Source organism: Exiguobacterium sp. N4-1P, from assembly GCF_002214325.1.
On the sequence record NZ_CP022236.1, the window covers coordinates 2,417,674 to 2,432,906 of the forward strand.

General features: G+C 46.8%; 15 protein-coding genes. 7 read left to right on the forward strand and 8 right to left on the reverse strand.

Features of this window, described 5'->3' with window-relative positions:
• Positions 1-7: 7 nt before the first annotated feature.
• The 4 genes from A0126_RS12415 to A0126_RS12430 are packed head-to-tail and all read right to left on the reverse strand — an operon-like array spanning position 8 to position 3,266.
• Entirely contained in the window at positions 8-811 is an 804-nt protein-coding gene (locus A0126_RS12415; RefSeq protein WP_088837844.1) for an ABC transporter permease, read from the reverse strand.
• Positions 808-1,617: an ABC transporter permease gene (locus A0126_RS12420; protein WP_204251404.1), complete on the reverse strand. Its 810-nt coding sequence runs from the start codon at positions 1,615-1,617 to the stop codon at positions 808-810. Before A0126_RS12420 ends, A0126_RS12415 begins: the two co-directional genes overlap by 4 nt.
• Positions 1,614-2,708 (reverse strand): ABC transporter ATP-binding protein, encoded by a 1,095-nt coding sequence (locus A0126_RS12425; protein WP_088837846.1) that lies wholly within the window; start codon positions 2,706-2,708, stop codon positions 1,614-1,616. Before A0126_RS12425 ends, A0126_RS12420 begins: the two co-directional genes overlap by 4 nt.
• 12 nt (positions 2,709-2,720) lie before the next feature.
• Positions 2,721-3,266 carry a helix-turn-helix domain-containing protein gene (locus A0126_RS12430; RefSeq protein ID WP_088837847.1) on the reverse strand — a complete coding sequence of 182 codons (546 nt, stop codon included), beginning with the start codon at positions 3,264-3,266 and terminating at the stop codon, positions 2,721-2,723.
• A 192-nt stretch (positions 3,267-3,458) separates the two neighbouring features.
• Between A0126_RS12430 and A0126_RS12435 the strand changes: the two genes are divergently transcribed.
• Genes A0126_RS12435 through A0126_RS12445 form a run of 3 tightly spaced genes read left to right on the forward strand, consistent with a single transcriptional unit; the run spans position 3,459 to position 5,491 of the window.
• Positions 3,459-4,304: a DegV family protein gene (locus A0126_RS12435; protein WP_088837848.1), complete on the forward strand. Its 846-nt coding sequence runs from the start codon at positions 3,459-3,461 to the stop codon at positions 4,302-4,304.
• A gap of 59 nt (positions 4,305-4,363) precedes the next feature.
• On the forward strand, positions 4,364-5,092 hold the full coding sequence (locus tag A0126_RS12440; protein ID WP_088837849.1) for a tryptophan-rich sensory protein: 729 nt from the start codon (positions 4,364-4,366) through the stop codon (positions 5,090-5,092).
• A gap of 51 nt (positions 5,093-5,143) precedes the next feature.
• Positions 5,144-5,491, forward strand: coding sequence for an iron-sulfur cluster biosynthesis family protein (locus A0126_RS12445; RefSeq protein WP_088837850.1), 348 nt, complete (start codon positions 5,144-5,146; stop codon positions 5,489-5,491).
• Between the two features lie 263 nt (positions 5,492-5,754).
• Here the strand turns inward: A0126_RS12445 and A0126_RS12450 are convergent, their stop codons facing one another.
• From A0126_RS12450 to A0126_RS12460, 3 genes are all read right to left on the reverse strand, one after another.
• Positions 5,755-7,797 carry a putative bifunctional diguanylate cyclase/phosphodiesterase gene (locus A0126_RS12450; protein ID WP_088837851.1) on the reverse strand — a complete coding sequence of 681 codons (2,043 nt, stop codon included), beginning with the start codon at positions 7,795-7,797 and terminating at the stop codon, positions 5,755-5,757.
• Between the two features lie 170 nt (positions 7,798-7,967).
• Positions 7,968-8,726, reverse strand: coding sequence for an anti-sigma factor (locus A0126_RS12455; RefSeq protein ID WP_088837852.1), 759 nt, complete (start codon positions 8,724-8,726; stop codon positions 7,968-7,970).
• Positions 8,726-9,271, reverse strand: a complete 546-nt coding sequence (locus tag A0126_RS12460) for an RNA polymerase sigma factor (RefSeq protein ID WP_088837853.1) — start codon at positions 9,269-9,271, stop codon at positions 8,726-8,728. The genes A0126_RS12455 and A0126_RS12460 overlap by 1 nt, the downstream gene beginning before the upstream one ends.
• Positions 9,272-9,500: 229 nt before the next feature.
• Between A0126_RS12460 and A0126_RS12465 the strand changes: the two genes are divergently transcribed.
• The 3 genes from A0126_RS12465 to A0126_RS12475 all read left to right on the forward strand — a co-directional run bounded on the left by A0126_RS12465 (position 9,501) and on the right by A0126_RS12475 (position 11,622).
• Positions 9,501-9,764 carry a metal-sensitive transcriptional regulator gene (locus A0126_RS12465; RefSeq protein WP_088837854.1) on the forward strand — a complete coding sequence of 88 codons (264 nt, stop codon included), beginning with the start codon at positions 9,501-9,503 and terminating at the stop codon, positions 9,762-9,764.
• 239 nt (positions 9,765-10,003) lie between these two features.
• Positions 10,004-10,807 carry an SMP-30/gluconolactonase/LRE family protein gene (locus A0126_RS12470; protein WP_088837855.1) on the forward strand — a complete coding sequence of 268 codons (804 nt, stop codon included), beginning with the start codon at positions 10,004-10,006 and terminating at the stop codon, positions 10,805-10,807.
• 107 nt (positions 10,808-10,914) lie between these two features.
• Positions 10,915-11,622, forward strand: coding sequence for an MBL fold metallo-hydrolase (locus A0126_RS12475; RefSeq protein WP_088837856.1), 708 nt, complete (start codon positions 10,915-10,917; stop codon positions 11,620-11,622).
• Between the two features lie 648 nt (positions 11,623-12,270).
• Here A0126_RS12475 and A0126_RS12480 read toward each other — a convergent pair.
• Positions 12,271-13,878: an alpha-glucosidase gene (locus A0126_RS12480; RefSeq protein WP_088837857.1), complete on the reverse strand. Its 1,608-nt coding sequence runs from the start codon at positions 13,876-13,878 to the stop codon at positions 12,271-12,273.
• 166 nt (positions 13,879-14,044) lie between these two features.
• Here A0126_RS12480 and A0126_RS12485 point away from each other — a divergent pair, with 166 nt between their 5' ends.
• Positions 14,045-15,232, forward strand: a complete 1,188-nt coding sequence (locus A0126_RS12485) for an aminotransferase class I/II-fold pyridoxal phosphate-dependent enzyme (RefSeq protein ID WP_088837858.1) — start codon at positions 14,045-14,047, stop codon at positions 15,230-15,232.
• The last annotated feature ends 1 nt before the right edge of the window (position 15,233 follow it).

Here is a 15,233-nt window from a genome sequence, read left to right on the forward strand (position 1 = left end):
TCAACGGTCATTTCACCTCCGGTCGTGACAACTTCGCTACAGAACGTTGGTTCAAGAAATAGTAGCCGATGACAAGTAAGAACGTAAATAAGAAGATGACGGTCGACAAGGCATTGATTTTCATCGAAATCCCTTGGCGTGCCAATGAATAGATTTCAACGGATAAGGTCGTAAACCCATTCCCCGTCACGAAAAATGTCACGGCAAAATCATCAAGTGAGTACGTCAGTGCCGTAAAGAATCCGGCAAAGATTCCCGGTGTGATGTACGGCAAGATGACTTTCGTCAGGACGTCCAAACGACTTGCCCCTAAATCACGTGCCGCATCAACGAGCGTCGGGCTCATCTCTTGCAGTTTCGGCAAGACGAGGATGACGACGATCGGGACAGAAAACGCGATGTGCGACAGTAAGACGGATGTAAAGCCAAGTTGAATCCCAAGCATCGTAAAGAAGATTAAGAACGATGCTCCGATGATGACATCCGGACTGACAATCAAAATACTATTAAGTGTCAGGAGCGACGTTTCAATCCGCTTTTTCCGAACTGCTTGAATCCCGATTGCACCGAACACACCGACAATCGTCGAGATTGCTGCTGAGAGCAAGGCGATGACGAGTGTATTCAAGACGATGATCAAGAGGCGTGAATCTTGAAAGACTTCCTTATACCAATCCCACGTGAAGGAATCAAAGTTCGTCATGTTATCTGCACTGTTGAACGAATAGAATGCGAGATAGAAGATTGGAGCATACAAGACGATGAAGACACCAATCAAATATAGGTTTGCCAGTTTAAACCGTTTCATCATGTCGTCGCTCCTTTCTTCCGTTTTGTACTCGTCAAGGCGAGAATGATGGCCATCGCGATGATCAAGAAGACGGCGATCGTCGCACCCATCCCCCAGTTTTGGGTGACAAGAAATTGTTGTTCAATTGCTGTACCGAGCGTGATGACACGGTTCCCGGCAATCAGGCGGGTAATCATGAAGAGTGATAACGCCGGGATGAAGACAAGTTGACAGCCTGACTTCACACCATCAATCGTCAATGGGAAGACGACACGACGAAATGTCGTAAAGTTCGATGCCCCTAAGTCACGTGCCGCAAAGACGAGCGACGGACTTAACTTTTCGATGGCATTAAAAATCGGCAAAATCATGAACGGGATGAAGATGTAGACCGACACGAACACGAAGCTGAAGTCCGTGAACAGGATTTGTTTGCGCCCGATGCCAATCGCTTCAAGCGTTTGGTTCGCAAGCCCATACGTACTGAACAATCCGATGAAAGCATAGGCTTTCAGCAACAGGTTGATCCAGGTCGGCAAGATGATCAAGAGCAACCAAAGTTGTTTATGCTTCGTTTTCGTCAATAAATAGGCCGTCGGATAACCGATCGCAAGCGAAAACAACGTGATTAAAAAAGCATACCAAAATGAACTGAGCGTCATCGTCAAATACGTCGAGGTAAAGAAATTCTGATAGTTGACGAACGAGAAGTTTCCATCTAAATCAAGGAACGAATAATAGATGACAAGCACGATTGGTGCGATGACGAACAAGGCAATCCAAAATGTATAGGGAATCAGGTACCAGTTACGTGTTTTTTGCATCATAACACCCCATCGTACGATTCAAGCCGTTTATCAAAGTCCTCTTCCGTCTCATTCAGACGCATGACGTGAATCGCTTCCGGATCAAATGTCAGACCGATATGCTCACCGACTGTCGCTTTTTTCGTACTGTGGACGAGCCACTCATTTCCGACTTCATCGATACAGGCGATTTCATAATGGACGCCGCGGAAGAGTTGTGAATCGACCGTCACCTGTAACTTCCCTTGGGCGACATTCGTGATTTCTAAGTCTTCCGGACGGATGACGATTTCGACTGGCTCATTCAATTCAAGTCCCCGGTCGACACATTCGAATTCTTTTTCAGCGAACGAAACGAGGTAATCGTTTAACATCCGTCCCGGAATGATGTTCGATTCACCGATGAAGTCGGCGACGAAGCGGTTGATCGGTTCATCATAAATGTCGGTCGGTGTCCCCGATTGTTGGATTGAACCATGATTTAAGACAAAAATTTCATCCGACATCGCAAGCGCTTCTTCTTGATCATGCGTGACGAAGATGAACGTAATCCCAAGACGACGCTGTAAGTCGCGCAGCTCGTATTGCATCTCCGTCCGCAACTTCAAATCGAGTGCTGACAAGGGTTCGTCCAGTAAAATCACTTCCGGTTCATTAACGATTGCCCGGGCAATCGCGACACGTTGACGTTGTCCACCCGACATCTCTGTGATTTCCCGTTTTTCATAGCCCGATAAGTTAACGAACTTCAACGCATCAAGGACACGTTGCTTAATGTCTGCTTCTTTGACCTTTTTGATTCGGAGGCCGAAGGCGATGTTCTCGAAGACGTTTAAGTGCGGGAACAAGGCATAATCCTGGAAAACCGTATTGACTTGACGTTTGTTCGCCGGAACATCGTTAATCCGTTTTCCATTGAAGATGATTTCACCCGCTGTCGCTTCCGTAAAACCGGCAATCAAGCGCAGGACTGTCGTTTTACCGCATCCGGATGGGCCGAGCAATGTGTAGAACTTCCCCCGCTCGATTTCGAAGCTGACACCGTCGAGGACGGTTTGGTCGTCAAACTGTTTTGATACTTCTTTGAATTGAATGATCGTATTCGTTGTCACTTTAGTTCCTCCTTAAAGATACGAGTCGGTTGCTGTGACGAGAAGTTTCGCCTCCGTCGCTGACTCGTTTCGTAGTTGATGGATTTCTGACGCTTTATAGTAGAACGTCTCACCTTGTTTCGCCCGGAATATTTGTCGACCGAGTGCGAGTGTCACGTTACCCTTGAGGACATAAACGAATGTTTCCGATCCGGACGGTTCATAAGCTTTAAATGAACTGTTCGCAGCAAGCGTCAACAGGACCGGCTCCATTTCTTTTTCATTCGACTCCGGAATCAACCAGGTGACGTGGTACCCTCGTTCCTCATCGGCATAACTCGTGACATCGTCTCGTGTATAAACGACTTTCTGATTCAGCGCCTCCTCATCGAAAAAGTCTCTTGCTGAGATGCCTAATACTTCAAGGAGGCTAAATAACGTCTCAATCGAGGGAGAACTGATCTCTCGCTCGATTTGCGAAATATATCCTTTACTTAAATCGGTTCTTTCCCCGAGCTCTTCTTGTGTCAATCCTTTTTGAAGACGCAGGTTTTTAATTTTATTGCCAATCGTACGCACTTTACGCCCTCCTCTCCCATACTGTTCTTGAGTTTAGTATAAGACGACTGAAAGTTTACTAATCACGTACCGATTATAGCGTACTGACTTTTTTTAGCAAGGGAAATTACTCACTTTTTTCAGGAGGGTTTGACACCGATAACGCTTACACCTACAATTAATATCAGGTACTAAAATGAGGAGGAATTCACGATGCGCATTGCTTGGATTACAGACAGTACGACGATTGTGCCAAACTCAATCGTCGACCATCAAGACTTAACGATCGTCCCGTTACTTGTCATGAAGGATGGTGAAAGTTTTATCGACGGTGTCGATGTCAATGCTGAGACTGTCTATAGCTGGATCGATGCCGGTCATAAGGTCACGACGAGCCAACCTTCGATTGGGACTTTTACGGAACACTATGAAAAACTAAAAGCAGACTATGACTTCGGATTTGCCGTTCATTTATCAAGCGAACTGAGCGGTACGTATAATGCTTCCATTCAAGGAGCAGAAATTGCTGGTTTTCGTCTGATTGCGATTGATTCCCGTTGCGGTATCTATCCAGCAGGACAATTACTTGCGGAAGCGATCCAGTTAGCAGAACAAGGAGTTGCGATTGAACAAATCGAACAGATGATTTTAAAACGACGGTTCGATCATCACATCGAATTTACCGTCGAAAACTTAAAACAGTTGCAAGCTGGCGGTCGCATTTCATCGACGAAAGCTTTCGTCGGTAATTTACTTCAATTACGCCCGCTCTTCCACTTCGAGGAGGGCAAAATCGTTCCTTACCAGACGGTTCGGACCTTCAAGAAAGCACACTCCAAAATTTATGATCATCTCGTCGAAATCCTTGAACGTGGTGACGTAACGGATATTTCACTGTTTCATGCCACAGCGTACGACTTAGCACGGGAATGGAAGGTAAAACTTGAGGCGCGCTTCAATGTCTCGATTCGTATTGACGATCTTACGCCTGTCCTCGGCTCACACACCGGGAATCCGGCGATTGGCATGTCATTCTTGAATCCGACAAGCCGACACTAATGTCTAAAACTGAAAGATTCAGGGTAAACCTTCTTTAGAGATTAAAGGAGGTTTTTCTATTGAAAAATAAATGGATTTGGTTGAACTGGCTTGGTTTCATCTTTGCTGTAACAGTTAACGCACTCGACGGTGGGAAAACCGGTCGTATTTCCGACACGATTCCAACGTTGTTCAAACCTGCCGGGTACGCGTTCTCGATTTGGGGACTCATTTATGGTGTTTTACTTGTTTGGTTAATTTTACAGACCATCCCGAAATTCAAAGAACATGAAATCGCAAAAAAAATCGGTCCTTGGTTTTTGATTAGTTGTCTCTTTAATGCCGCTTGGATCGTCACATTCGCTTACAAACTTTTCCCATTGACGCTCGTCGTCATGATTGGTCTACTCGCTTCTTTGATGGTCATCTACTCGAAGGTCGATCGCGAAACAAAAGCCCTTCGTTTTAAAGTCCCGTTCTCCCTTTACATCGGCTGGGTCTCGGTCGCGACAATCGTTAACGTCTTCATCGTCATGCAGACGCAAGGCATCACGAAGTTGCTCGGCATCGATGACGCCGGTTGGACGATGATCATGCTTCCGGTAGGTGTCATTGTCGCACTCATCTTTATGTTTGCGAACCGCGATCCGATTTATCCGCTCGTCTTCGTTTGGGCCTATATCGCGATCAACTTTAAATCAGATGACGGTCTCGTTGATACGGTCGTCCTCGGTAGCGTCGTCGTCCTTCTTGCAGGATACGTCTTCTTACTCGTCCGGATGCGTCGGCAAATCCATGTGAGCAAGTAACGTTATTTTTGTTTGAAACACGCGTATACTGGAGACAAAGGAGTGATTGTCATGAACATCACATTTACACGTCCCGCACTTGACCGGATTGAACAATTGCGCGGTGACATTAAAGGACAGCTTCATCTTTATTACGACACAGAAGGATGCGGTTGTGGAAACTCCGGTATCTTCAGTATCCGTTTCGTCGAGTCGGCGACTGACGAAGATATGACGATTGATTCAAATGTCGGTCCCGTCCTCGTCAAACGTTGGTCGAGTCACTTTCTCGATCAAGACATGACACTCGATTATAAAGAAGAATCAAAATCACTGATTTTAAAAAGCGACGGACAATACTTCAATACGAATGTTCTTGTGACCGATCATACCGGCTGTCAGTTGACACCGAATCGGTAAGTACAAAAAAGGCAGCCTCCCTTGTGGAAGCTGCCTTTTGTAATAGTTGGACAGACAGAGGCTGCGTTGATTACAGAGTCACGGTCATCTATAAAATGTACTAGAGTTCTGTCTGCATCGTACACGAGTCGAGTAGGTTTTTCCGCCCGATCAACCTACTACCAATACGTTTTTCGTCCCCCATATCTTCGCACGCATCATGCCGGCGTGCTTATCTAGCTTACGTAACCAATCCGTGATTGGATTTAAATAACAATATTTTTTTAGCCGACATCACGTACTGTACGCTCAATCGTCTGCTGATCCAAGTCCTTGACGTTCATCGGACGGCTATAGTAATACCCTTGTCCATAATCACAGCCGAGGCGTTTTAAAAATTCGTGTTGTTCGAGTGTTTCGACACCTTCCGCCACGACCTCAATTCCGAGACTTTTCGCTAATTGAATGATCATTTCCGTGATGGCCGTGCCCCGCTCGTCATGCGGAACCTCATCGATGAACGATTTATCAATCTTTAAGATATCGATTGGTAAGTGCTTCAAGTGGGTCAATGAAGACAACCCTGTTCCGAAGTCATCCAAAGCAATCGTCAGACTCAACTGTTTCAGTTCACCAAGCATCATCAGGGCCCGTTCCAAGTTTTCCATGACAGAGGTTTCCGTAATTTCGAGTTGAAGATGAAGCTCTCCCCCGCGTTCGAGTGAATGATGGACAATCTCTTTAATCATTGAATTATGAGACTCGGACCGGAAGTGCATCGCTGATAAGTTGACCGACACTTGACGAATGAAGTGATCCTCCTTTTTCCACAACTCCATCTGGTGGACCGTCTCCTTCAAGACCCATTCTGTCAGTCGATGAATCAAACTGTACTTTTCAGCAATCGGAATGAACTCGGCCGGTGAGATGAAGCCGAGTTTCGGATGGTTCCACCGAATCAGGACCTCTGCTTGTTCGACCTTCCCTGTCGCTAACGCAATCTTCGGCTGATAGACGAGATTAAATTCTTTGTAATCGGTCATCGCCTTTCGGAGTGAACCGACGATCAACTGTTCCCGTCGATCCGAGTGAATCAATTCATCATATAAAACAAACCGATCGCGCCCTTCATTTTTTCCAGCCCGTAAGGCACTCTCCATCTGACCAATCCGCATCTCTAACGTTTCTTCTGGATTCGGCAAGATGACACCAATCGTCGCAGTTAAATGAATCTCTTGATTTTCAAGGAGCATCGGTTGACGGATTTGCTCGAGCACTTGATTAAATGAAGCCTCAAGTTGTTCCGTATCGACTTGTTTAATCAAGAAAAACTGTGTTCCGTTATAGCGGATACAGGTTTCTTCTTCACCTAGGATTTCTTTAATCCGATCTGCGAACTGACGAATGATCGTATCCCCTTGATCAAAACCGAATGTGTCATTAATCCATTTATAGCCGTCTAAATCAATCAACGCCATCGCCATCGTTTGTTTCGAGCGGTTGTATTGTCCATCCACCTTCATCATGTGATGGTCAAGCCAGCGCCGATTGTGCAGCCCCGTCAAATGGTCCGTATAGGCCATCATTTGAAGTGCACGTCGTTCCAAGTGGATGTAGAGTCCCGTGATCAAGATGATTAAAATAAAGATTGGAATCGCCACTTCACTCAAGATGTTCGACGTGATCGGGTCATTTGATAAAACGGTAGTGGAATCAGCCGGGATACAAAATGTCGTTCCGAGCATGCCTACGTAATGCATCGCTGATACGGCTAAGCCCATCAATGTCGCGACAGGGATTAAAATGCGTTTTTTGTCGACATGGCGCGTCATATAGAGCAATAATAGCGCCACATAGGCAACCGTCACGGCAATCAACACTGAAAGAGTGAAGATGCCGATGTCATAACGGATATCTCCCCCAAACTGCATCGCGGCCATCCCCAGGTAATGCATCATTGTAATTCCAATCCCGATAAGTGAACCTGCAAGCACGACTTTTTTACGCGTAATCGCAGAATAATATAATAAATAAAAGGCAATCCATGCAGCCGTGATCGCGGGTACGACCGAGAGTAACATCAGGACCCAGTCATAATTGACCGCGACCGATAATTCGAATGCACCCATTCCAATAAAGTGCATGCCCCAAATCGATAACCCCATCGTCAATGATGAAAGAAGCAGTGTTCGTTTTCTTAAAGATGTCGCTTTAGCCAAGCGTCGATTGAGTTCAAGCGAGGCGTAGGATCCGACAATGGCGACGATAACCGATAGGATGACCAGTGCCTCTTCATAGTGTTTCGGTAGTATGATCCATTCATTCATTGTGTAAGTGCCTCTCTTTTTGACTGACATTCCTATTAGTATCGTCTTAATTCGTCATTTCTTTCAGTACTGTTTCGAATTTTTATACAGTTTGATGTGTTTTTCGACTTTTTTGTACGAAATATACAAAAAAGAGACCCACATTTGTGGATCCCTCGACATTTCTTCTCTTATAGTGTAGCGGATGCAATGACTGCTCCGGTTGGTTGTTCTAAATCTGGTTCAGGTTCGACCGTAATCGCGACGGCATCAATCTTTCCACTGCCTTTGAGTGCAAAGACTGCTGCTGCTTGACCATCTTGTTCGATGACTCCGTTCGCCTGCACTTGATCGCCTTGAATCGTCCACATCTGATACAACTCGCCTTCTTTAAGCGGTGGCAAGTCTTTCAATTGAACGAGCATGTATTCTTTATCGTCTTTCGTAAAGATCATGCTCGATCCTTGAATCGAAGCCGTACTCTCGAAGTTTCCCATGCCGTTCACTTCATCCAGCGCTAACGCTTCTGTTTGTTCTGGTTCATCTTGCGCTAAGAAATAGGCGTTCGCTCCAAGCGATAATAAGAGAACCGCTGCAATGCTCATTAACCAACCGAGCGGGACTTTTCGTCTCGTTTGCTTTTTCGCACGTTTTGTCTCGAGTTCCGAGGCATGTTCCGGTGTCGGCTGTGTTGTTTTCACATTGTTAGGAGCTTCTTGATCCGTCTCGTTTGACGAAGCAAGGACTTCTCCTAAGATTCTTGATTTCATCCCAGCCGGTACCGGTCGTTCTGGAAGTGATTCCGCGATGGGAAGCATCAATTCTTCCATTTCTTGTAGCGCCTGCTTGCAGTCGTCACAAGTCGCAAGATGTGCTTCGAACGCGTCTCGATTGGCTGCAGATAACGTTCCATTAAAGTAATCAATTAATTCATGACAACGTTCTTCCATCAACGTTCCCTCCCTTCCAATAATTTTCGTAACGCTTGAATCGCACTCCTTATCCTCGTCTTCACCGTTCCGAGGGGCAATTCGAGCTGATCTGAGATTTGTTGTTGCGTTAACCCTTTAAAATAGACGAGCTCAATTAATTCTTGTTGCTCCGGTTTCAATGCTTGGACCGCTTCACGTACTTCAGAAGCCGTTTCCCGTTCGACGACCGTTCGTTCGACCGGTTCATCAAACCCACCGTCTCGTTCTTCAATTTCAATTGTCGGTTGTCGCTTTTCACGCCGCAAACAATCAAGCGCAGCATTTCGGGTAATCGTCAACACCCACGAAGAGAACTTTCCTTTCTCCGTGTTGAAGTCAACACGTCCATTCCATATCTTCATCCAGACTTCTTGAATAACTTCTTCAGATAATCGATCGTTGTTCGTAAAGCGATGTGCGAATGAAAACAACAGCCTCTCGTATTTATCATATAACGTTTCAAGAGCCTGTTCATCTCCTCCACGCATCTGATGATAAAGCGATTCATCGGATTGAGTATGCATCCTTCTCCCCCTTGTGATTAGTCAGCCTTATCATATAGTATACGCAAGCTGACGCAAAATCGTTTTAGTTTTCTTTCGTTATTTTGATTATTTTTCTCCACCACATCCATATTCCCTGTTCTATCAAAAAATATAGCTGAAAAATCGATTGAATTGACAGAAATACCATGATGGGCATAGCATGAAGGTATCGAGAATACGTGTTGCACCTTAGAATGGAGGAAAACGAATGGATTACGATCAAAAGATGAAAAATCGGGTCAGTCGGATTGAAGGACAATTGCGCGGTATCTTACGGATGATGGAAGAAGGTCAAGATTGTCGTGACGTCATCACTCAGTTATCCGCTGCACGGTCAGCAATGGACCGGACGATTGGTGTCGTCGTTAGCTCAAACTTGATTGAATGTGTCAAAGAGGCTGAAGCCAGTGGTGAGGGACAAACAGAAGACTTAGTTAAGGAAGCTGTCAGTCTTCTTGTCAAAAGCCGTTAATTTAAAGGATGGTCTTCATTTCGGTAAACTTCCGAGCTGAAGACCTTTTTTAATAGAATCGATTGAATTTTCGAGCGGACGTTTTAGATTAAAGTAAAACAGGTACATTTACTGTGGATACTATGATTCATTTTAGATCACGACACAAACGACTCATATCGCTCTCTTCATTAAGATAGCAATGGTAATTTATCTTCACTTGATTGATTCAAGCAAGACCACACGTAGGAGGAACATATATGACAGTCTCACTTTTTATTGATGTAGCATGTAAAACAGGCGAATCGCCTGTCTATGACGCCAAAACGAAACGCTTTTATTTCGTTGACATTCCAAACAAGCTGTTCTTTTCATATGATTTGACGACCGAGGCCTTGAAGCCGTTTCAAGTCCCGAGCGCGATCACTTCAATCGCTTTAACCGATGCCCCTGATTTTCTCCGGGTGACTTCAGAACATGGTTTCGGAACATTCGATCTGAAAGAAGGTCATCTCTCACTCGAAACGAAGTTGACGATGCCCGACTCGGATCGAATGAACGACGGTAAACTCGATCCATTTGGACAGTATGTAGCCGGTAGCATCAATGAAGAGGACGGGGAAACGGCCAGTCTCTACCGTTTGCGTCACGATGGCTCAATCGATGTTCTGCATGATGGACTCACGAATTCAAATGGTCTCGTCTGGTCAGAGGACGGAACGACGCTGTACCATATCGACACACCGACTAAAAAAGTCTACGCCTTTGACTATGCACCCGATCAACCCTTGACGAATCGTCGCGTAGCAATCGATTTAGAAGAAGAAGATGGTTTTCCGGACGGCATGACGAAAGACCGGGATGGACATGTCTTCATCGCGCATTACGCCGGTTCTTGCATTACACGTTGGAATCTTGAAACGGGCGAGAAGCTCGCACACATCGATTTCCCGGTTGCAAATCCGACGTGCCCAATCGCTTATGAAGATCGTCTGCTCGTCACGACAGCGGCAGATGGAGACGACTCTGCGCATGCTGGTGCCGTCTTCGAAGTCACGTATTAATTTTTGTTTACTCCTCGGTCCAGTCGAGGAGTTTTTTTGTAGACGCCTGTACTAAAACAGGTGATACTAAAGTATCGATGATTATTTTAACGAGGGAGTGAAACGCTATGCGAATCTCAACGATTGAACGACTCCATCAATTACAGACGACACCATCTTTTTTCCCGGTCAACTGCTACCTTTTTGAAGAAGCCGACAGCCTGACCTTGATCGATACCGGGATTTCACTGAACGCCAAAGCAATCCATCGCGTCATCAAGTCCCATCACAAACCGTTACGTTCCATCATCTTGACGCATGCCCACGCTGATCATGTCGGTTCACTCGACTTCTTAGCGAATGCCTTTCCACTCGCCGAAGTGGCAATCAGTTACCGCGACGCAGCGCTTCTTAGCGGTGACGAATCGCTTCGTGAAGGAGAGACGACACCCTTAAAAGGGGGCATCCCGAAAAACATCAAGACACGACCAGACCGTCTGCTTGAAAGCGGCCAACAAGTCGGAAGCCTGAGCGTCATTACGTCTCCCGGGCACACCCCGGGCTCGATTTCCTTATGGCATGAAGGCAGTCGGACGTTGATTGCCGGAGATGCCTTCCAAACACAAGGCGGAATCGCTGTTTCCGGCGATACGCGCTGGCAGTTCCCGTTCCCTGCTCTCGCGACTTGGGATAAAGACGTCGCCTTGAAGTCCGCCCATCAATTGACGGAACTGACGCCCGACATCCTTGCGACTGGACATGGTCCTCTCGTTCTCGCACCGAGCTATGAAATGCGTGAAGCTGTCGATCGGTTTGAACAATTGTTAAAACGCTGATCCCACAACAATCTACCGAACCCTTTACCTTGCTTAAAAAGCAGGAAGTGCGGGAGGTAAAAGCGTAAGTATAGACAATTCATGCAGCCGATTTAGAGCGCAATCCGTCTTGAATCGCATTAAACCGAAAAAAGCAATCGTTCGCGCCCCTGTCGCTTTGAAGACGAGACGAGGAACTGATCGCATCTAGACATAGCGTATTCACTTCTCGCACACGTTTTTCTACACGCTCAAAGGGTCTGACTCAAAAGCGGGAACCACTCTCGATTAAAAGGAATCAGGACTTTTCCATACGTATCTCAGTCAAACACTCAACTATCTGAAACAATAAACATTTGTATAGATATGGCCGATGATCCCGTCAAAAGTGGGTCATCGGCCATTTGCTTAATGGAGGACGGGAATATTCATCCTCGACCCCTGTGGGAAAAGGTAGCGCGATTCGCGGTGAGGATAACAAAACCGTCTGTCACTCTGATTGATATTGGAGCGACTCTTGAGTCAGCTCCTTCTTTTTTCATCAGCCCGTTCGAAATCAGCGGGACCTAGCTCTTGTCATGACCCTCGATCAGAATGTTCCTCAAAACCACGGCACTTTTCTAGCGTGTCATTTTCTTGTATTTTCCTAAGATGAGACCCTTCACTATTTCACCGACTCGTTTGGTACAGGCGTGCCTCATAGGGCTGCAAGATCTTACTTGCACTCTCTTCATAGTTCGAGAGAAGTAACTGTTCATTCGGTAAGGCGAATGTCGTTTCGACCTGTTCATCATGGACGTTCAAGACGATTCGCCACGTCACCCCTTCGAATTCCCGTTCATATACGTAAAGATAAGGATCCTGAATCGCCAAATCACGATACACGCCATACACCATGACAGGATGTTCTTTTCGTAATTGAATCAACTCCCGGTAAAACACGAGAACCGATTGCGGATCCTGTTCAGCTGCCTGCACGTTGATTGTTTTATAGTTCGGATTGACCGTCATCCATGGTTCCCCTGTCGTAAATCCGCCTGCCCGGCTATCATCCCATTGCATCGGTGTCCGCGAATTATCCCGCGCCCGTAGCTGCATCGATGACAAGACAGTGCCACTCGGCTCTCCCGCTGCGACGCGCTCCTCGTAACGATTACGGAAGGCGACGTCTTGGTACAGAGAAGCATCCGAGAAACGAATACCCGTCATCCCGATTTCTTCTCCTTGATAGACATATGGGATACCCGGTAACGTGTGTAGCATCAAGCCGAGTAACTTGGCGCTCTCGACACGATAGCACTCGCTACCGAAGCGCGTGACTTGTCTTGTATGATCGTGATTATTCAAAAATTGTGAAGCGACGCCTTTCGGGTACAGCGCATCATACCACCGTTTTTGAATCTGTTTATACCGCAGCAGGTCCATTTCTTCCATGTCATCGGCGACTTCGAAATGAAACAACGTCTGTAACTCCTGACGTTCTTCGCTGACATATAACAGCCCGTCTTCGGGACCGACAAACGGAATCTCCCCGACCGTAAACAAGTCTTTCCCCGCAAGAACTTCCTGATGCATCTCCTGTAAAAATTCATGGACTCCCGGTTGATTGCCTAAGTAGGACAAGTCAAACGGATCCTCCACATCGTCAAACGCCGCTCGTTTTTTAATCAAGTTAATGACATCCATCCGGAAACCATCGATGCCTCGGTCAATCCACCATCGCATCATCGTGTAGACAGCTTGACGGACGGCAGGCTGTTCCCAGTTCAAATCAGGTTGTTCTGACGCAAACGAATGAAAATAGTACTGTTGCCGTCCTTCATCCCATGTCCATGGACTCGGCGCAAAATACGACCGCCAATTGTTTGGTGGTGTTCCTTTTTCCCCGTCATGCCAAATGTACCAATCTGACTTATCATTCGTTTGATCACGGCGCGACTCCTCAAACCAGTGATGTTGATTACTTGTGTGATTGACGACAAGATCGAGAATGATTTTTAAGCCGCGCGCATGCGCCGATTCAATCAGCTGGTCCAAATCTGCCATCGTGCCGGCTTTCTCCATGATGCCGTAATAGTCAGCGATGTCGTAACCGTTGTCGATATCAGGTGATGTATAACAGGGGTTAAGCCAAATGACATCCACCCCCAGTGAGGCGATGTAGTCGAGCTTTTCAATCACGCCCCGCAAGTCCCCCATCCCGTCTCCATTCGAGTCGTTAAAACTCCGCCAGTACACTTGATAAACGACGGCTTCTTTCCACCAGGTCCGATTCATCTTTTCCATCTCCCGTCTAGTAGTCAATCGATTACTTGTCTAGTGTATCAAGAACATCGTCTGAAATTGGAATGTTCTTCTAATTTTTAAGGAATTTTAAAAAACCTCTTTCATTTTGACTGAAAATTCGCTATTCTTGACGACAATACCTGAAGGAGGAACAGAGATGAAACATTTCGCCCCATCGATCGCCATCGATCGCTTGCCCGATCCCGTCTTCGCAGAACTTGCCCAACGGATCGGTTCCGTCAAAGCCGCAGGACACGACGTCATCACGCTAGGTCAAGGAACACCGGACCAAACGACACCCGTACATATTCTCGATGCTTTAAAACAAGCCATCGATGATGCAAGTAATCTCCAATACCCGCCGTTTCGCGGACATGATTTCTTAAAACAGGCCGTCGCTAATTTTTATGAATCAGAATTTGGCGTGTCGGTTGATCCGGCGACAGAAGTCGCGATTTTACTCGGAAGCAAGGCCGGCATCGTCGCCCTTCCGCAGACGATCGTCAATCCCGGTGAAGGGGTCATCGTCCCGGATCCAGGTTACCCGGATTACTTATCAGGCGCAGCACTTGCCGGTGCGTATCCGATCACGCTTCCGCTTCTCGCTGAAAATAGCTTTTTGCCTGACTATGATCTCCTCGATTCGCTTGACGTCGAACGAGCCCGGATGTTGTTCCTCAACTATCCGAGTAATCCGACCGGTGCGACAGCGACGGCAGCGGCTTTTGAACAAACGGTCGCGTTCGCTGATGCACATGACATTTGCGTCGTCCATGACTTAGCGTACGGCGGGATCAGTTTCGATGGTCCGACGCGGAGTTTCCTCCAGACGGAAGGCGCTAAGCATGTCGGGATTGAGTTGTTTTCACTCTCTAAACGGTTCAACATGTCCGGCTTCCGGATTGCCTTTGCAATCGGTAATCCGTCCGTCATCGCGAGCATCGAAACATACCAGGAACACCTTTACGTCAGTGCCTTCACACCGATCCAGCATGCAGCGACGGTCGCACTTTCAAGCGATCAGACATGTGTCCGTGAACTGAGCGCCTTGTATGAGACGCGACGCGATGCGTTGTTCGGTGCATTAAACGAAATCGGCTGGGACGGACCGGTTCCCGGCGGTTCGTTCTTCGTCTGGCTCCCTGTTCCGTCCGGCTTCACGTCCCAAAGCTTCACCGATCACCTGCTCGACGAAGCGCATGTCGCCGTGACACCGGGTCATTTCTTTGGTACATACGGTGAAGGTTACGTCCGGATCAGTCTGATTGCCGATGTCGACCGACTCGTCGAGGCTGTCAAGCGAATCGGGACCCTTCAGCTCTTCCAAACCGCCGTTGCCGAATAAT

Bases quoted from the DNA above. Each gene is read 5' to 3' on its own strand.
- A0126_RS12465 (WP_088837854.1), top strand. From the start codon at position 9,501: ATGGATTACGATCAAAAGATGAAAAATCGGGTCAGTCGGATTGAAGGA.
- A0126_RS12415 (WP_088837844.1), bottom strand. From the start codon at position 811: ATGATGAAACGGTTTAAACTGGCAAACCTATATTTGATTGGTGTCTTC.
- A0126_RS12470 (WP_088837855.1), top strand. From the start codon at position 10,004: ATGACAGTCTCACTTTTTATTGATGTAGCATGTAAAACAGGCGAATCG.
- A0126_RS12455 (WP_088837852.1), bottom strand. From the start codon at position 8,726: ATGGAAGAACGTTGTCATGAATTAATTGATTACTTTAATGGAACGTTA.
- A0126_RS12450 (WP_088837851.1), bottom strand. From the start codon at position 7,797: ATGAATGAATGGATCATACTACCGAAACACTATGAAGAGGCACTGGTC.
- A0126_RS12485 (WP_088837858.1), top strand. From the start codon at position 14,045: ATGAAACATTTCGCCCCATCGATCGCCATCGATCGCTTGCCCGATCCC.
- A0126_RS12480 (WP_088837857.1), bottom strand. From the start codon at position 13,878: ATGAATCGGACCTGGTGGAAAGAAGCCGTCGTTTATCAAGTGTACTGG.
- A0126_RS12460 (WP_088837853.1), bottom strand. From the start codon at position 9,271: ATGCATACTCAATCCGATGAATCGCTTTATCATCAGATGCGTGGAGGA.
- A0126_RS12475 (WP_088837856.1), top strand. From the start codon at position 10,915: ATGCGAATCTCAACGATTGAACGACTCCATCAATTACAGACGACACCA.
- A0126_RS12420 (WP_204251404.1), bottom strand. From the start codon at position 1,617: ATGATGCAAAAAACACGTAACTGGTACCTGATTCCCTATACATTTTGG.
- A0126_RS12445 (WP_088837850.1), top strand. From the start codon at position 5,144: ATGAACATCACATTTACACGTCCCGCACTTGACCGGATTGAACAATTG.
- A0126_RS12435 (WP_088837848.1), top strand. From the start codon at position 3,459: ATGCGCATTGCTTGGATTACAGACAGTACGACGATTGTGCCAAACTCA.